Origin of the sequence: uncultured Acidaminococcus sp. (assembly GCA_900538365.1) — a bacterium.
GTDB lineage: Bacteria > Bacillota > Negativicutes > Acidaminococcales > Acidaminococcaceae > Acidaminococcus.
This window is the reverse complement of the sequence record UPXT01000005.1, coordinates 19,516-35,021: the sequence shown is the minus strand read 5'-3', so window position 1 is coordinate 35,021 and position 15,506 is coordinate 19,516. Positions and strand designations below refer to the sequence as shown.

Below are 15,506 nucleotides of genomic sequence, written 5' to 3'. Positions count from 1 at the left end.
GGCCCTCTCTGGCGTACAGCCCGCAAGGGCTTTTTTTATTGGGAGGTGAGCGCCATTGGCTGTACGAGGAAGAAAACCGAAGCCGACGGCGCTCAAGGTGCTGGAAGGCAATCCCGGCCATCGTCCCCTCAACAAGAAAGAACCCCTGCCCAAAGGCAGGCTGCCGCGCTGTCCGGAATGGTTGGAGGATGATGCCAAGAAAGAATGGAAGCGTCTGGGGAAAGTCCTTGCTGAGATGGGGATGCTGACCAACATGGACATGATGGCGTTTGCTGGCTACTGCCAGGCCTACGCCCGGTGGAAAGGGGCCGAGGAGTTCATCACCCAGCATGGGGATATGGTACGGACGCCGAACGGCTACCTACAGCAGGTGCCGCAGGTGTCCATCGCGCAGACGAATCTCAAGATTATGCTGAAATTCTGCGAGCAGTTCGGCCTGACGCCGTCCGCCCGGAGCCGCATGGTCGGAGAGGAAAATGGGGCGGAAAAAGAAACGGATGAAATGGAATTGCTGTTAAGAGGGTGACAAATTTGGCATTTGTATATAAGCCGTCAGCGTTCATGCTGCCGACATCCCATTACGACAAGGACAAGGCCGACCGGGCAGTCGCCTTCATCGAGAATCTCTGTCATACCAAAGGAAAATGGGCCGGGAAACCATTCCTGCTCCTTCCCTGGCAGGAACAGATAGTCCGTGACCTGTTCGGCATCGTAAAGGAAGATGGGAACAGACAGTTTCTGACGGCCTATATCGAGATAGGCAAGAAAAATGGAAAACAAATTGCTATAAATACGCCTATCCCTACGCCGGACGGGTGGAAGACCATGGGCAGTCTTTCCGTTGGTGACTTCGTTTTCGATGAACAGGGTAAGCCATGCCATGTGGTGGCGAAAAGCCTGGTGGATGATACGGAACAGGCCTACGAGCTGATTTTCCGGGATGGCGGCCGGATTGTGGCGGGCGAACGGCATCTGTGGGATGTGGACTACATCTACGGCAAACCGAAACCGAGACTCTGGACAACAGGCGAGATTTACCGCCGCACACAAAGTTATCGAGAAAAATTTGATGATAACAGTTCCATCATACGGATTCCCGTGAATGCTGCTTTGGAACTTCCCAAGGTAGACCTTCCAGTGGATCCGTATTTATATGGCTACTGGCTGGGGAATGGCAACGCCACGAAGCCGGAAATTACTGTGCGTGACTGCGATGTGGATGACCTCATTTCCTTTATCCCGTATCACTTGCACAACCGATATCCGCAGACCTGCGGCGGGAGCGAGATTCTCGTCTATAAGGAACTGAAGAAAATTCTGGTCAAAAGTTTCAGGGATAAGGTCATCCGTCATGATTACCTGCGGGCATCGGAAAAGCAGCGGTGGGAACTGTTGCAGGGGTTGATGGATTCGGACGGATGCATAGGGACACGAAAAGCGCAGAGCGTGTACGTCAGTACCATAAAGCAGCTGGCTGAATCCGTCCGGGAATTGCTCTGGTCGCTGGGTATTAAGAACGCTATGACAACCTGTCCGTCCACCCGTTACGGAAAACCGACAGGGGAAACCTTGTACACCATACGGTTCACCACTTTCGATGACCAGCCGACATCAAAACTGCACAGGAAAATTTCACGGAGCCGGGAACGCGTCAAACAGACACGTTCCTGTTTTCATTATCTGGAAGAAATCCGGCCGCTTGACTACAAAGTCCCCATGCAGTGTATCCAGGTGGACAGCCCGTCCCATTGCTACCTTGCCGGACGGAATATGGTGAAGACGCACAACAGTGAACTGGCGGCAGCCGTAGCGCTTTATTTGCTTTATGCCGATAACGAACCGAGCGCGGAAGTCTATGGCGCGGCCTGTGACCGCAATCAGGCGTCCATCGTGTTCGATGTGGCAAAGCAGATGGTGGAGATGAGTCCGGCTCTTCTGCGCCGTTCCAAGATACGGTCGGCAGGCAAGCGGATCATTAACTACCGCAATGCTGGGTTCTATCAGGTGCTTTCAGCGGAGACTGGCACGAAACACGGATTGAATGTATCCGGCCTGATTTTTGATGAAATCCACGCCCAGCCGAACCGGAAACTCTACGATGTCCTGACCAAAGGCTCTGGTGACGCCCGTGAACAGCCGCTCTTTTTCATCATCACCACGGCCGGCAACGACAAAAACAGTATCTGCTATGAACTGCATACCAAGGCTCTCGACCTTATGCACGGCAGGAAGAAGGACTATACCTTTTATCCTGTTGTGTATGGCCTGGAAGAGGGTGAAGACTGGACGGACGAAGCTAACTGGTACAAGGCGAACCCGTCCCTTGGTTACACCATCAACATCGAGCGTGTCCGGGAAGCATATCGGAACGCCATCGAGAACCCGGCCGAGGAGAATGTGTTCAAGCAGCTGCGCCTGAATATCTGGACTTCGGCCAGTATCCGCTGGATTCCTGAGCAGGTCTACGACAAAGGTAATCTTCCCATTAACTTGGATTCCCTCAAAGGCCGGATGTGCTATGGCGGATTGGATTTGTCCAGTACCTCGGATATTACGGCCCTGGTTCTGGCTTTCCCGCCACGGACGGAAGATGAGAAATATATACTTCTGCCGTTCTTCTGGCTGCCGGAAGACACACTAGAACTACGTTGCCGGCGCGACCATGTGCTTTACGATATCTGGCAGAAACAGGGATTCATCCAGACAACGGAAGGAAACGTCATCCATTACGGCTTTATCGAGAAGTTCATCGAACGCCTGGGGGAAACGTACCACATCCGGGAAATCGCCTATGACCGCTGGAACGCCACCCAGATGGTGCAGAACCTGGAAGATATGGGCTTCACCATGGTGCCGTTCGGCCAGGGGTTCAAGGATATGTCGCCGCCGTCGAAGGAGCTGTTCAAGCTCCTGATGGAAGGGAACATCATCCATGGCGGCAATCCCGTCCTCAGATGGATGGCCGGCAACGTGGTCATGCGGCAGGACCCGGCGGGGAACATCAAGCCGGACAAAGAAAAATCCGTCGAAAAGATCGACGGAATCGTGGCGTCCATCATGGCACTGGACCGCTGCATCCGCAACGGGACTGGCAGCGGCAGCGTCTATGATGAACGGGGCGTTATTGCATTTTGATTAACGTAAATAATCTATGCAGATTTTAAGGATATAGGCTCCCCAGCTATTAGGATATACACGATTGGTATGACCGGATGAATTGGGCTTTTGCATTGTAGAGGTTTGATATCGCCATTCATCAGATAGCCTGTCAAAAGTCCAGAACACTACTTTTTGGACAGAACCATCTTTTACTTGTTTTACAGCACAAGTTATTTTTGAATAGTCGTTGTTCCATTGAATTGATTCACTGACAACATAGGCTTGGTAGTTACCATCCTGAGGAGCGGCAGTATATGCCCAGATGTCAGTGGCTTCGGCAGATTGTGGGAAAAGCCAAAGTGAAAAGCAAAAGATAAAAAATACGGCAAGATGAGATAGATATTTTTTCATTGGGCATCATTCCTTTCGTAATTTGAAAATATCATAAATTTGTCGATAGAGCAATAGGAGGTTTCCATGCACATCCCTTTTTTATCCAGCCTGTTCCGTACCCGGGACAAGCCTCAGAACTATTATATCGGCACGGATTTCCGTTATCTGTTCGGCCCCTCTGCCAGTGGCAAGACGGTGAACGAGTTCACGGCTATGCAGACGACGGCAGTGTATGCCTGCGTCCGCATCCTGGCGGAAACTCTGGCTGCCTTGCCGCTCCAGCTGTACCGTTACACGCCCGGCGGCAAGGAACGGGTCTATGACCATCCGCTGTACCATCTGCTCCATGATGAACCGAACCCGGAGATGACTTCGTTCATCTTCCGGGAAACGCTCATGAGCCACCTGCTCATCTGGGGCAATGCTTACGCCCAGATCATCCGCGACCGATTAGGGCGGGTACAGGGACTATACCCGCTCAGGCCGGACAAGATGACCGTCTGCCGGGATGACCGGGGAAAGATTTTTTATCTGTATACCAAGACGGGAGATGAGAATCCGAACATCAAGCCGTATGGTCAGGTGGCCCTGCAGAAGGAAGAAGTGCTGCATATCCCCGGCCTTGGGTTTGACGGCCTGGTCGGTTATTCGCCGATTGCCATGGCCCGCAATGCCGTGGGCATGACCATGGCCTGCGAGGAATACGGTGCCTCTTTCTTTGCGAACGGGGCCAGCCCCAGCGGGGTGCTGGAACATCCAGGCGTTCTGAAGGATCCGGCCAAAGTCCGGGATTCGTGGAATGCCGTCTACCGGGGGACGGGCAATGCCCACAAGGTGGCTGTGCTGGAAGAAGGCATGAAGTACCAGCAGATCGGCATCCCGCCGGAAGAAGCACAGTTCCTGGAAACACGGAAGTTCCAGCTCGATGAGATTGCCCGGCTCTACCGCATCCCGCCACACATGATTGGCGACCTGGAGAAAAGTTCCTTCAATAACATCGAGCAGCAGTCCATGGAATTCGTGAAATACACGTTAGACCCATGGGTCATCCGCTGGGAGCAGGCCATGCAGAAAGCCCTGTTCCTGCCGGAAGAGAAGAAGCAGTATTTCCTGAAGTTCAACGTGAACGGCCTCATGCGCGGCGACTACGAGAGCCGCATGACCGGGTACAGCATCGGCCGGCAGAACGGCTGGCTGTCCGCCAACGATATCCGGGAGATGGAAGACATGAATCCCGTCCCCGATGAGGAAGGCGGTAATCTGTACCTGGTGAACGGCAGCATGACCAAGCTCAAAGATGCCGGGGCCTTTGCCCGGAAGGGAGAAACGAATGAAACATAAATTTTGGAAGTGGGTGACCAATGCGGCCCCCGATGCCTTCGGCAGTGAACGGACGCTGTACCTGGACGGCCAGATCTCGGACGAGACCTGGTGGGGCGATGAGGTAACGCCGAAGGCGTTCAAGGAAGAACTGAATGCGGGCAGCGGCGATATCACCCTCTGGATCAACAGTCCGGGCGGTGACTGCTTTGCCGCTGCCCAGATTTATAACATGCTCATGGAATATCCGGGGAACGTCACCGTTAAGATTGACGGACTGGCTGCTTCGGCGGCCTCTGTCATCGCCATGGCCGGGACCAAGGTCTGCATGTCGCCAGTGGCCATGCTGATGATCCATAATCCGGCGACCCTGGCCTATGGTGACCAGTCAGAGATGGAAAAGACCATCGGCATGCTGAGCGAAGTCAAGGAAAGCATCATCAACGCCTACGAAATCAAGAGCGGCCTGGCCCGCACGAAGATTTCTCACATGATGGATGACGAAACCTGGCTCAATGCAAAGAAGGCGGTAGAACTTGGCTTTGCCGATGAAATCCTGTTCGACCAGAAGAAGGACAATGGAGAGCAGCCGGAAGCCATGATTTATACGCCAGTAACTGTTACCAATTCGTTGGTACAAAAACTGAAGCCCCATGAACCGATTCATAAAGTGCCAGCCGCATCCTTAGAAAAACGGCTGGCATTGCTCATTCATTAAGGAGGACAACAATGGATACGATTTTAGCACTGCGTGAGAAACGCAAGAACCTCTGGGATGCCGCCAAGAATTTTCTGGATACCGTCCGTGATGAAAATGGCATGGTCTCTGCAGAAGATGCGGCTCGCTACGACAAGATGGAAGCGGATGTAGTAAATCTCGGCAAAGAAATCGACCGCCTGGAACGCCAGCAGCAGCTCGACGCCCAGCTTGCCCAGCCCACTACTACACCGATTACTGAACTCCCTGGCGCAGGCCAGAATGGAGCAGAAAAGAAAGGCCGTGCGTCTGATGCCTATCGTAAGGCTTTCTGGGACAGCATCCGCCATAAGAACTTCATTGATGTACAGAACGCCCTGAGTGCAGGCACCGATGCTGATGGCGGCTATCTGGTACCGGACGAATTCGAACACCAGCTCATCGACAAGCTCCAGGAAGAGAATTTCTTCCGCAGCCTGGCTACGGTCATCCACACCAGCGGCGACCGCAAGATTCCCATCGTGACGGGTCATGGCGAAGCGTCCTGGATGGAAGAGAACGGTCTCTACCCGGACAGCCAGGATACCTTCGGCCAGCAGTCCATCGGGGCGTACAAGCTGGGGACGGCTATCCGTGTGTCGGAAGAACTGCTGAACGACAGCGCTTTTGACCTAGAAAGCTATATCGCCGGTGAATTTGCCCGCCGTATCGGTACGAAGGAAGAAGAAGCCTTCCTGGTAGGCGACGGAAAGAACAAGCCGACCGGCGTTTTCCCGTCTGCCGAAGTGGGGGTGACGGTCACGACGGCTTCTATTACCTTCGATGATGTCATCGACCTATATCATTCCCTGCGCATCCCGTACCGCCGCAAGGCTGTCTGGCTCCTGAATGATGCAACCATCAAGGCCCTGCGCAAGGTGAAGGACAACAACGGCAACTACATCTGGCAGCCGTCTGTCACGGCAGGCACACCGGATACCATCCTGAACCGTCCCTGCTACTGCACTTCCTTTGCACCGGAACTGGCCGCGGGCAACCGTCCCATGCTCTTCGGGGACTTCAGCTACTACTGGATTGCCGACCGGGAATACCGCTCCTTCAAGCGGCTCAACGAACTGTATGCCGCCAACGGCCAGATCGGCTTCCTTGCCAGCCAGCGCGTCGATGGCATGCTGATGCTCAAGGAAGCGGTCAAGGCCCTGGAGATGAAAGCGAAGGGATAAGCCATGATCGTGACGCTGGAAGAAGCCAGGGAATACCTGCGGATTGATGAAGATGACACGAGTAATGATGACGTCATCCAGTCTTCCCTGGAAACAGCCCAGGCCCTCTGCCTGGATATATCCCGCTGTGAGGAAGCCGATGCCGAAGAGAATCCCGTCGTGTTCCATGAAGCCATCCTCTATGCTGCGGCTTTTTTGTATGAACACCGTGAGGAAGCGGACTACGCAGGCCTTTTGAAACGTCTGCGCTGGCTGCTGTTCGGGGTCCGGCGGAGCTGTTTTTGAAAAAGGGGGGGATGCCCATGAAGACGGGGCTTTTGAACAAACGGATTGAGATTCTGGGAAAGCAGGCCGTGACGGATGAATATGGTTTCGATACCCAGGCCGACGTCGTAGTATATCGCTGTTGGGCATCCATTGAGCCTGCCCGGGGCAAAGTGTTCTATGAGATGGAACGCAAAGCGGACACGGAGTACAGCAAGATCACTATCCGCTGGCGTCCCCATATCACCCATGATATGAAGGTGAAGTATCAGGACCACTTCTACGACATCGACACCATCGTCGACCCGTACATGCGCCATGAAGCACTGGAACTGTACTGCACTGAAGAAGTGAGGGGGACGGGCAATGAGCGGAAGTGACTTTGAGGTCAAAGGATTGGATGACCTTTCAGAAAAACTGCTTTCTGCTATTGAAGAGTTTCCCGGTACTGCCGAGAAAGGCCTGATCACTATCGGCAACAAGCTCAAAAAGGAGTGCGTAAAAAACACGCCGGAAGGCAGCACGGGCAAGCTGAAGAAAGGCTGGAAGCATAAGGTGGAAGGGTGTAACGGCTCGGAGCTGACCTATGAACTGGTCAACAGGCATCCGGTCCATCACCTCTTGAATAACGGCCATGTCAAGAAAACGCCGGGCGGCAGGACCGTTGGCTATTATGAAGGCCAGCACTATACGGAGAAATCCGTCAAGCAGTTCGAAGCCAGCGACTTGCAGTCGGGGCTGGAGAGACTCACGAAGAAGCTCCTCAAGAAAGCAGGCGGCACATGATCCATGACCTCGATATCCTGCAGGCGGTGCAGCAGAAACTCAAAGAGCGGTTCCCGTATCCCGTCTACCTGCAGGAAGTCAAGGAAGGCTTTGCGCCGCCGGCCTTCTTCCTGAAGACGATGACGGTAGCGACGCCGCAGAAAGAAAATGAGGTCTACCGGGATACGGACCTCTACATTACGTATCTGCCGAAGAAGCAGGAAAAAAGCACGGCTATCTACGCCGTGCTTTTTGCTGCGGAAAATTTATTCCGGGACGGACTGAAAGTCGGCAACCGTTATCTCCCTGTCGTGTCTATGAGTGAGGAGCTGATGGGGACGGACAATGACGGCGGGCGTCTGACGCTGACCTTCCAGTACTATGACGCCCGGGAAAAAGAAGAAACGGCAGAAATCATGAAGGTACTGCATCAGCGGTATCAGGGAAAGGAGACGTAACCCATGAAAATGCCATCCATTAATATCGCGTTCAAAGAAAAAGGCATCAGTGCCGTCGAACGCAGCGAACGCGGTATTGTCCTTCTGATTCTGAAAGAAGAGACACTGCCGTCCCAGACGGAAGTGAACCTGTATACGGCAGATGACATCCCCAAAGAACTCTCGGACAGCAACCGTGAGCAGCTGGAACTGACCCTTCGCGGCTACGTGAACAGCCCGAAGAAAGTCATCGCCGAAATCATCAGCAAGGATGCAGAAGATTATACCGATGTCCTCAAGGCCATCGAGAACAAGCGCTTCGATTACCTGGTCATCCCGGATATCGAAGAAAACCACATCGACACCATCGCGACCTGGATCAAGGGGATGCGGACGAATAAGAACAAACGCATCAAGGCCGTCCTGCCGGACTGCACGGCGGATACGGAAGGAGTCATCAACTTCGTCAATCAAGTCATCCGTACGAAAACGAAGACCTACACGACGGCCCAGTACTGCGGGCGCATCGCGGGCATCATCGCAGGAACGCCGATGACCATTGCCTGTACGTATGCGCCGCTGCCGGAAGTCATCGGCTGTGACGTCTGGACGAAGGAAGAAATGGATACCATGACGGATGCCGGCAAGCTGTTCTTTTTCTTTGACGGGGAAAAGGTCAAGCTGGGCCGCGGAATCAACTCCCTGGTTACGACAGTCCAGGGCAAAGGGGTATCGTTCCAGAAAATCAAGCTCGTCGATTTGATGGACATGATGTATGACGATATCCGCACCACCGCCCAGGACCATTACCTTGGCAAGTACGCGAACAGCTATGCCAACCGATGCCTCCTGGTGACGGCTATCCAGGGCTATCTGGACCAGCTGGCCCAGGAGGGCCTGCTGGAACAGGGGCAGAACACGGCTTATATCGATGTGGAATCCACCAAGATCTGGCTGGCATCCAATGGCAAATATACGAAAGAGGAACTGGCAGACATGTCAGAAATGGACATCAAGCTGGCCAACATCGGCAGCAATGTCTTCATCGCCGTAGATGCTTCGCTCCTGGATGCCATGGAAGATGTCACGATTGCCGTCAATATCTGAGGAGGTGAGGTACAGTGAACAGCATGGAAGCCAAACGGGTGATGAACGGCAAGTATGCCGACCTCTATATCGACGGCGACCTCATGGCCGAAGCCACGGCTTTCAAGGCCGAGGTCACGCTGACCAAGGAAGAAGTGAAGATGCTCCGTCATGTCGGCAAGGGCTACAAGGTCACAGGCTATGACTGCAAAGGGCAGCTGAAGCTCCATAAAGTCTCGAGCTACATGATTAAGAAGATGAACGACAACATTAAGGCGGGCAAGCAGACCGTCGTGACCATCGTCTCCGTCCTTGACGATAAGGACGCCATCGGCAGCGAACGTATCGTCATCAAGGATGCGACCTTTGACAGCCTGATCCTGGCGGATTGGGAAGTGGACAAGATGGGCGAAGAAAGCTACAGCTTCACCTTCTCGGATTGGGACCTCTTGGATTTAGCATAAGGAGAACAAGCACATGAATATGGTAGACCGACTGCTGAAAGCAGATGGAGTGAACAAGCTGGCCGAACGGCCTGAAAAGAAAGTGAAGATGGAACGGCTCTCGAAGCTGTTCGGATTCGATTTTATCATCACGCTCCGGGCTATCGACCCGGAACGCTACGCCGATATCCAGAAGATGGCCGTGGACTTCACCAACGGCAGCGCCGATAACATCGACATTTATCAGATGCAGACCCAGACGCTCCTGGCGGGGATTGCCGACCCGGACCTCAAGAACAAGGATCTGCTGGAAAAATTCGGGGCCGTACTTCCTGGTGACATCATCCGCAAGCTCTTCCTGGCAGGTGAGATTGCTGATCTCACAGCGCAGATCACAGAACTTAACGGCTATACGACCCAGGAAAAGGCGGATAAAGCCGTAAAAAACTGATCCGGACCGATGGCGAAGTGCAGGCGATGTATCTCCTGTTCCGGGAGCATCACCTGCTGCCGTCAGCGGTCATGAAGCTGGGATACGGCGAACGGCAGGTGCTGTATGCTTTCATCCGCTATGAGATGGAAGAACGCGATAAAAAAGTATCTTCAGCATTATCGGATTAACTGCTGAAAATACGGCTATCTGCCATAAAGTCATAAGGCAGGCTCAAGCCACTTAGATATTTCATAGACGAAGTCGCTTTTTTTCTTGCATTGTGGGTGGCCGACACGTAGTACATGAAAGGTTTGATTGCCCAGAGTGGAAATGGCTTCCTGCCAGGACATTTTTCTTTTCCCAATGTCTTTAGAACCGTTGTAATGAATATTATAACGGTCAAAAACGTTAGGGATGTAATCGTCATAATACCAAGATGTATAAAAAATGATATGAGTAGGATGTATTACCTTTAATTCCTGCTGAAGGACTTTTAGGTTTAGGATACAGTTGGATTTTACAAAATCTGAGGTAGTATCCTTTCCTCCGGAATTGTTGCATTTGACAATATTGGTAAATGCGATGTGTTCTATAGAATCGTCACCGAATATTCTCTGAGTGATAGCACGAGTATAGCTCCAATATGGCCAGCTTTTGTTCCACAGAGATTCACGGGTATATTGAAAGGGATTGCGAAAGCCGTCTTCAATCGTGCCGGGATTGTTTCTGGCATTTTTACCGACAAATAGAATTCTCTTGGAAGTTTTATTAAAATCGGAACCTACGCACCAGCAGCCAATCGGTAAGGATAAATGTTCTTTCTTGTGACATTCTTCACAGATTTTGCAAGTACCAAGCTCCATATGGTGATATCGTTCAGCTAATCTTTTTTCTGTTTCATTGAAATAGCGTATTGGAATTCCTCCGTAACGATAGACTTCTTTTATCTTACTATATTTTTAATATCTGTAACAACATTGAGAGGTGAAACAGCATGGCCAATAATGTCATCGATGCCGCCATCCGGCTGCGGGATTTGTTCACGCCGACCGTGCGTAGCGTCAATGCCAGCCTGGGGACCATGAAGACCCAGATGGCGGCGGCGAAACAATCGGTCAGCGGACTGTCGGACAAGCTGACGGAGCATGAGCGCATCCAGAAACGGACGGCGAAGAGCATCGAGCAGACGGGAAGCAAGATTTCCGGCTTATCAGACAAGATGGCCCTGCTGTCAGCCCCCATCCTGGCAGCCGCAACGGCAGGCTTCAAGCTGCACAGCGACTTTGCCAACGGTATCGCCAAGATTTCGACTTTGGTCGACACGACGGTCGTTTCCATGCAGAAGGTCAGTGATGAGATTCGTGCTGTCAGCGATGAAACGGGCGCAGGTGTCGCTGATCTTTCGGAATCGGTCTACCAGGCCATTTCCGCTGGTGTCGATGCGGCCCATGCCGTGGGCTTTGTCAAAGACATGACAATTGCTGCGAAAGCCGGCTTCACCGACACGACGACTGCCGTTAACGGTGTGACCACGGTCCTCAATGCCTATGGAAAATCGGCAGAAGAAGCCACGGCGGTGACGGACCAGATGCTCCTGGCACAGAACTTCGGCAAGACATCCTTTGGCGAGATGGCCCAGTCCATGGGCAATGTCATCCCCATTGCGGCACAGCTCAATGTCAGTACCCAGGAACTGTTCGGTTCCATCGCCGTCCTGACCAAGAACGGTATCCGGACCAGCGAGGCCATTACGGGACTCAAGGCGGCTTACAGCAACATCCTGAAGCCGTCTGCCGAAGCGGCGAAACTGGCTCAGTCCCTTGGCCTTGAGTTCAATGCGGCTCATCTGCAGAGCGTGGGCTGGGTGAAGTTCCTGGACGAAGTGAAGCGGTCGACAGGCGGCGATGCCGAACAGATGGCCCAGCTCTTTGGCTCTGTCGAGGGCCTGAACAGCATCCTGGTCCTGACGGGCAAGGGAGCCGGGGACTTCGATAAGGTCATGGACCAGATGGCCCAGTCTGCCGGTATGACCCGGGAAGCTTATGAGAAGATGCTGACCCCGTCGGAGCAGATGCAGATTGCCATGAACCAGCTGAAGAATGCCGGCATGGATTTAGCAGTGTCGTTTACGCCGTACTTCAAGGCCATGTCGATGCGCGTCAAGGAACTGGCTGCCTGGTTTCGTGCGCTTACACCGGAACAGAAAACGCTGATCGGCCAGGTGGCTTTTGGCATCGTGACCTTCCAGCTCTTCGGTTCCACCCTGGGGCGGGTGCTGACGATAGGCGGACAGGCCTTCGGGACGTTCAGCTCCATCGCCGCGGGCATCAGCAAGGCCGGGAGTGTATCGAAGTATCTGGCTGCCCAGTTCAAGGGCCTTATCACGGTGGCAAGGGGTATCGCCATCGTTGCCAAAGGCATGGGCAGTACCTTCCTGACCGTGGGCAGGATGATGATTACGGTCATCCGGGCAGTCGGTGCAGCAGCGATGGCCAATCCTATCCTTCTTGTCATCGCTGCCGTCATTGCAGGGCTGTATCTCCTCTGGAGAAACTGGGATACGGTTTCACAGTATATCGAACAGGCCATCCAGGCGGTGTCGGATGCCGTAGATGCCGGAATGCAATGGATTGCTTCGGCCTGGGATGGGGCTATGAACGGCATCAACGAGACAGCTTCCAGCATCTGGGAGAGCATCAAGGATACCTTCCGGAGCGGCGTGAACTGGGTCATCGACCAGGTGAACGGACTCATTGCCAGCGTCAACGGCCTGTCCATCGACATCCCGTCTCTGACAGGCGGGGCGCCGACTCATGTGGGATTCAATATTGAACCCATCAGCCATTTTGCCGGAGGCGTCGAGAACTTTGGCGGCGGCTTTGCGGTCATCAACGAGGACCGCCGGGGCGAGCTGGTCCACCTGCCAAACGGCAGTACGGTGGTCCCGCATGACGAAAGCATCCGGCAGGCCATGAACGCAGGCAGCCACTCCATCACCATCCGCATCGATACGATGAACGTCCGCAGCGAGCAGGACATCGATGCCATAGCCGACAAGCTGGTGGAAAAGATCCGGCTGTACGGCATGAACCGCATGAAAGGAGCGACCATCTGATGAGTTCTTTCTTAGCATCCCTGTTGAACGCCATCGGCCAGGCTGCATCTTCCCTCACGATTTCTCTCTCTTCTGAATCGGCAGCGGTGGTCTTTCCCGTCCTGCCTTCGGAGCTGATGGTATCCGTCAATACGAATCATGGTACGGTGAACATCAATAACTTCGGCGACTACCTTATGATGGGAAAGACGGGACTCAAGACACTGACCCTTTCCGGCTTTTTTCCGGCCCAGGATTATCCCTTTGCCATGATGGGCCTTGCGCCTTATACATACATCGCCCAACTGGAAACGATGCGTACCGGTGACAGCGTCTGTCAACTGACGGTGTCGGATACGCTGCTTTCCATGCCCTGCCTGATTTCGTCCTTCAAGTTTGGTGAAAAGGACGGCAGCGGCGATGTCTATTACGAGCTGGGCTTGACAGAGTACCGCTACGTCACAGCACCGGAGACGGGAAAGACCGATGCTGCGACAGGGCTGAAGAAGCGGCCGGAGTCGTTCTGGTCGAAGATGAAGAAGAACATCACCTATTATCCCGGTGACAGTATCGGGAACGTCATCGGCCGGGCCGTGGGGAAATCGGTGACGCTCAACAATGAGCAGTTCTCGAAGTTCCAGATCTATCGCAGCATCGTCCGTAACGGCGGTCTTTTGCCCGGGGATATCATCCGCCTGACGACGATGAACCTCAAAAGGAATGATGAAAATGTTTCAGTTGCAAAGAATCAATAAGAAAACCAATACCGAGGATGCTCAGACGGAAGGCCAGAAAAAGCCCGAGAACGCAGACCTTACGGGCTGGCTGATTTGTGCAACTTGGTCCGGGGACGTCGAGCAGGCCGGACGCAGGCTGGAATTCGACCTGGCCTATACGACGCGGGATAAATCTTGGCAGAATCCGGAACTGGAACTGGGGGACGAGGTGCTGTTTATCCACATTGACGATAAGACGCAGCAGACTGTCCACCTGTTCCAGGGACGTATTTTTGGCCGCAGCCGGGAGAGCGGCTCTTCCGTGATGCATTTTACAGCCTTTGACAATATCGTCTATCTGGCCAAGTCCCGCATAACCAAGAAGTACACGAACGTCACAGTGGCCGACGCCATCCGCCAGACCATCAATGACTTTTCTATTCCGGCCGGGACTATTCCTGACCTGTCCGTCACCTGCAATTTCATTGCCGATGATATCTCGGCTACGGAGGCTATCAAGCAGGCATTATCCTATCAATCCGCACAAGATGGCAAGGGATACCATATCTACATGACCGAAGGGAAGCTCAACGTGGTCTGCATGAACGACCAGGTGGTGGAAGATTTCCTGATCAGCGATGTGACAAACCTGACCGGCGCTTCCGTGTCGGAGTCGGTCGAAGACATGGTTTCTAAGGTCATCGTCGTCGACAGTGCCGGGCAGACGAAAGGCGAACTGCCCAATCAGACGGATATCGACCGATTCGGTCTCATCCAGGCCATTTGCAAGGCCGACCCCAAGCAGGACGATGCCTCGCAGGCAAGGGCCATGCTGAAGACCGTCGCCCATGACATGTCCATTCGGGCCATCGGTCATATCCAGTGTATCGCCGGGTTTTCTGTCTCAGTCCAGGAAGAACAGCTCAAGGGCCAGTTCTTCATCAAGTCAGACAGCCATAAAATCGAAGGCAACAAGCACCTGATGGAGCTGCATCTGGTATTCAACAAACTGCTGGATGAGCAGAAACAGGAACTGGACAGTACATCGTACAATGCCAACCCGGATTATGTGCCGCCAGCGGAAACGGAATCGACATCTTCTGTTTCTACAGGTGGCGCTGTGGCTGGCAGCAGTGTGGTCGATGCGTGCATGGCCAATTTCGAGGGTACCGTTTCTCCCTATGGCTCAGAAGGCTGTGTCGACCGGGCGACCATCGCCGCGGCGGGCTATTCCCCTTTTGCAGCGCAGGAATATAACAATGGCGTGAAAGGCTGCGACCAGCTCCGGGCCGATGCCGAAGCGCAGGGTCTGGCTATCCCTTATGACCCGTCGCAGCTCGAAAAGGGCGACATCATCATGTACAACCGCTACAGCAAGCCGGATCCGAACTGGCATGTCGTCGTCTATGACGGGAGCGGCGGCTGCTGGGGCAACAGCTCCAATGTCTATGGCTGTTTTCATCACTACGAAGGCAGCATCGATATGGGAAGCGACTATTATCCGGCAACGATTATCAAGACCTCAAGGGGGTGAAC

General features: G+C 53.6%; 18 protein-coding genes. 16 read left to right on the top strand and 2 right to left on the bottom strand.

The window, feature by feature from the left end; all coding sequences use genetic code 11:
- Nucleotides 1-55 precede the first annotated feature (55 nt).
- Nucleotides 56-526, top strand: a complete 471-nt coding sequence (locus tag QZQ08_RS01875) for a phage terminase small subunit P27 family (protein WP_296327045.1) — start codon at nt 56-58, stop codon at nt 524-526.
- A gap of 35 nt (nt 527-561) precedes the next feature.
- Complete coding sequence (locus QZQ08_RS01870) at nt 562-3,135, top strand: terminase TerL endonuclease subunit (RefSeq protein WP_296327140.1); 2,574 nt, start codon at nt 562-564, stop codon at nt 3,133-3,135.
- Here the strand turns inward: QZQ08_RS01870 and QZQ08_RS01865 are convergent, their stop codons facing one another.
- The gene (locus QZQ08_RS01865; RefSeq protein ID WP_296327043.1) at nt 3,136-3,510 is read right to left on the bottom strand and encodes a hypothetical protein; all 375 of its coding nucleotides are present in this window, start codon (nt 3,508-3,510) and stop codon (nt 3,136-3,138) included.
- A 66-nt stretch (nt 3,511-3,576) separates the two neighbouring features.
- Here QZQ08_RS01865 and QZQ08_RS01860 point away from each other — a divergent pair, with 66 nt between their 5' ends.
- The 11 genes from QZQ08_RS01860 to QZQ08_RS01810 are packed head-to-tail and all read left to right on the top strand — an operon-like array spanning nt 3,577 to nt 10,348.
- Nucleotides 3,577-4,833: a phage portal protein gene (locus QZQ08_RS01860; RefSeq protein ID WP_127007616.1), complete on the top strand. Its 1,257-nt coding sequence runs from the start codon at nt 3,577-3,579 to the stop codon at nt 4,831-4,833.
- Nucleotides 4,823-5,530 (top strand): head maturation protease, ClpP-related, encoded by a 708-nt coding sequence (locus QZQ08_RS01855; RefSeq protein ID WP_127007614.1) that lies wholly within the window; start codon nt 4,823-4,825, stop codon nt 5,528-5,530. Before QZQ08_RS01860 ends, QZQ08_RS01855 begins: the two co-directional genes overlap by 11 nt.
- Nucleotides 5,531-5,541: 11 nt before the next feature.
- Nucleotides 5,542-6,732, top strand: a complete 1,191-nt coding sequence (locus tag QZQ08_RS01850; protein WP_247239667.1) for a phage major capsid protein — start codon at nt 5,542-5,544, stop codon at nt 6,730-6,732.
- A gap of 3 nt (nt 6,733-6,735) precedes the next feature.
- Entirely contained in the window at nt 6,736-7,017 is a 282-nt protein-coding gene (locus QZQ08_RS01845) for a head-tail connector protein (protein WP_288310056.1), read from the top strand.
- A 17-nt stretch (nt 7,018-7,034) separates the two neighbouring features.
- Nucleotides 7,035-7,376 (top strand): phage head closure protein, encoded by a 342-nt coding sequence (locus QZQ08_RS01840; RefSeq protein WP_225723666.1) that lies wholly within the window; start codon nt 7,035-7,037, stop codon nt 7,374-7,376.
- Complete coding sequence (locus QZQ08_RS01835) at nt 7,363-7,782, top strand: HK97 gp10 family phage protein (RefSeq protein ID WP_296327037.1); 420 nt, start codon at nt 7,363-7,365, stop codon at nt 7,780-7,782. The genes QZQ08_RS01840 and QZQ08_RS01835 overlap by 14 nt, the downstream gene beginning before the upstream one ends.
- Nucleotides 7,779-8,219, top strand: a complete 441-nt coding sequence (locus QZQ08_RS01830) for a DUF6838 family protein (protein WP_075581380.1) — start codon at nt 7,779-7,781, stop codon at nt 8,217-8,219. Before QZQ08_RS01835 ends, QZQ08_RS01830 begins: the two co-directional genes overlap by 4 nt.
- Nucleotides 8,220-8,222: 3 nt before the next feature.
- Nucleotides 8,223-9,305, top strand: a complete 1,083-nt coding sequence (locus tag QZQ08_RS01825) for a phage tail sheath subtilisin-like domain-containing protein (protein WP_247239670.1) — start codon at nt 8,223-8,225, stop codon at nt 9,303-9,305.
- Between the two features lie 23 nt (nt 9,306-9,328).
- Nucleotides 9,329-9,748, top strand: coding sequence for a phage tail tube protein (locus QZQ08_RS01820; RefSeq protein ID WP_014128573.1), 420 nt, complete (start codon nt 9,329-9,331; stop codon nt 9,746-9,748).
- A 13-nt stretch (nt 9,749-9,761) separates the two neighbouring features.
- A complete protein-coding gene (locus QZQ08_RS01815; RefSeq protein WP_296327034.1) occupies nt 9,762-10,178 on the top strand; it encodes a phage tail assembly chaperone in 417 nt (138 codons plus the stop codon).
- A gap of 26 nt (nt 10,179-10,204) precedes the next feature.
- Nucleotides 10,205-10,348, top strand: coding sequence for a hypothetical protein (locus QZQ08_RS01810; RefSeq protein WP_014128571.1), 144 nt, complete (start codon nt 10,205-10,207; stop codon nt 10,346-10,348).
- A 30-nt stretch (nt 10,349-10,378) separates the two neighbouring features.
- Here QZQ08_RS01810 and QZQ08_RS01805 read toward each other — a convergent pair whose 3' ends face one another.
- Nucleotides 10,379-11,023 (bottom strand): hypothetical protein, encoded by a 645-nt coding sequence (locus tag QZQ08_RS01805; RefSeq protein WP_296327031.1) that lies wholly within the window; start codon nt 11,021-11,023, stop codon nt 10,379-10,381.
- Nucleotides 11,024-11,154: 131 nt separating this feature from the next.
- On the opposite strand from QZQ08_RS01805, the gene QZQ08_RS01800 reads away from it, so the two are divergent.
- The 3 genes from QZQ08_RS01800 to QZQ08_RS01790 are packed head-to-tail and all read left to right on the top strand — an operon-like array spanning nt 11,155 to nt 15,504.
- On the top strand, nt 11,155-13,275 hold the full coding sequence (locus QZQ08_RS01800; RefSeq protein WP_296327029.1) for a phage tail tape measure protein: 2,121 nt from the start codon (nt 11,155-11,157) through the stop codon (nt 13,273-13,275).
- Nucleotides 13,275-14,009 carry a hypothetical protein gene (locus QZQ08_RS01795; RefSeq protein ID WP_296327026.1) on the top strand — a complete coding sequence of 245 codons (735 nt, stop codon included), beginning with the start codon at nt 13,275-13,277 and terminating at the stop codon, nt 14,007-14,009. Before QZQ08_RS01800 ends, QZQ08_RS01795 begins: the two co-directional genes overlap by 1 nt.
- Nucleotides 13,984-15,504 carry a hypothetical protein gene (locus QZQ08_RS01790; protein WP_296327136.1) on the top strand — a complete coding sequence of 507 codons (1,521 nt, stop codon included), beginning with the start codon at nt 13,984-13,986 and terminating at the stop codon, nt 15,502-15,504. The genes QZQ08_RS01795 and QZQ08_RS01790 overlap by 26 nt, the downstream gene beginning before the upstream one ends.
- Nucleotides 15,505-15,506: the final 2 nt, after the last annotated feature.

Excerpts from the sequence above, each read along its gene's own strand:
- QZQ08_RS01845 (WP_288310056.1), top strand. The coding sequence starts at position 6,736 with ATGATCGTGACGCTGGAAGAAGCCAGGGAATACCTGCGGATTGATGAA.
- QZQ08_RS01835 (WP_296327037.1), top strand. The coding sequence starts at position 7,363 with ATGAGCGGAAGTGACTTTGAGGTCAAAGGATTGGATGACCTTTCAGAA.
- QZQ08_RS01850 (WP_247239667.1), top strand. The coding sequence starts at position 5,542 with ATGGATACGATTTTAGCACTGCGTGAGAAACGCAAGAACCTCTGGGAT.
- QZQ08_RS01815 (WP_296327034.1), top strand. The coding sequence starts at position 9,762 with ATGAATATGGTAGACCGACTGCTGAAAGCAGATGGAGTGAACAAGCTG.
- QZQ08_RS01855 (WP_127007614.1), top strand. The coding sequence starts at position 4,823 with ATGAAACATAAATTTTGGAAGTGGGTGACCAATGCGGCCCCCGATGCC.
- QZQ08_RS01865 (WP_296327043.1), bottom strand. The coding sequence starts at position 3,510 with ATGAAAAAATATCTATCTCATCTTGCCGTATTTTTTATCTTTTGCTTT.
- QZQ08_RS01805 (WP_296327031.1), bottom strand. The coding sequence starts at position 11,023 with ATGGAGCTTGGTACTTGCAAAATCTGTGAAGAATGTCACAAGAAAGAA.
- QZQ08_RS01860 (WP_127007616.1), top strand. The coding sequence starts at position 3,577 with ATGCACATCCCTTTTTTATCCAGCCTGTTCCGTACCCGGGACAAGCCT.
- QZQ08_RS01790 (WP_296327136.1), top strand. The coding sequence starts at position 13,984 with ATGTTTCAGTTGCAAAGAATCAATAAGAAAACCAATACCGAGGATGCT.
- QZQ08_RS01795 (WP_296327026.1), top strand. The coding sequence starts at position 13,275 with ATGAGTTCTTTCTTAGCATCCCTGTTGAACGCCATCGGCCAGGCTGCA.
- QZQ08_RS01870 (WP_296327140.1), top strand. The coding sequence starts at position 562 with ATGCTGCCGACATCCCATTACGACAAGGACAAGGCCGACCGGGCAGTC.
- QZQ08_RS01820 (WP_014128573.1), top strand. The coding sequence starts at position 9,329 with ATGGAAGCCAAACGGGTGATGAACGGCAAGTATGCCGACCTCTATATC.
- QZQ08_RS01825 (WP_247239670.1), top strand. The coding sequence starts at position 8,223 with ATGAAAATGCCATCCATTAATATCGCGTTCAAAGAAAAAGGCATCAGT.
- QZQ08_RS01830 (WP_075581380.1), top strand. The coding sequence starts at position 7,779 with ATGATCCATGACCTCGATATCCTGCAGGCGGTGCAGCAGAAACTCAAA.
- QZQ08_RS01800 (WP_296327029.1), top strand. The coding sequence starts at position 11,155 with ATGGCCAATAATGTCATCGATGCCGCCATCCGGCTGCGGGATTTGTTC.
- QZQ08_RS01810 (WP_014128571.1), top strand. The coding sequence starts at position 10,205 with ATGTATCTCCTGTTCCGGGAGCATCACCTGCTGCCGTCAGCGGTCATG.
- QZQ08_RS01840 (WP_225723666.1), top strand. The coding sequence starts at position 7,035 with ATGAAGACGGGGCTTTTGAACAAACGGATTGAGATTCTGGGAAAGCAG.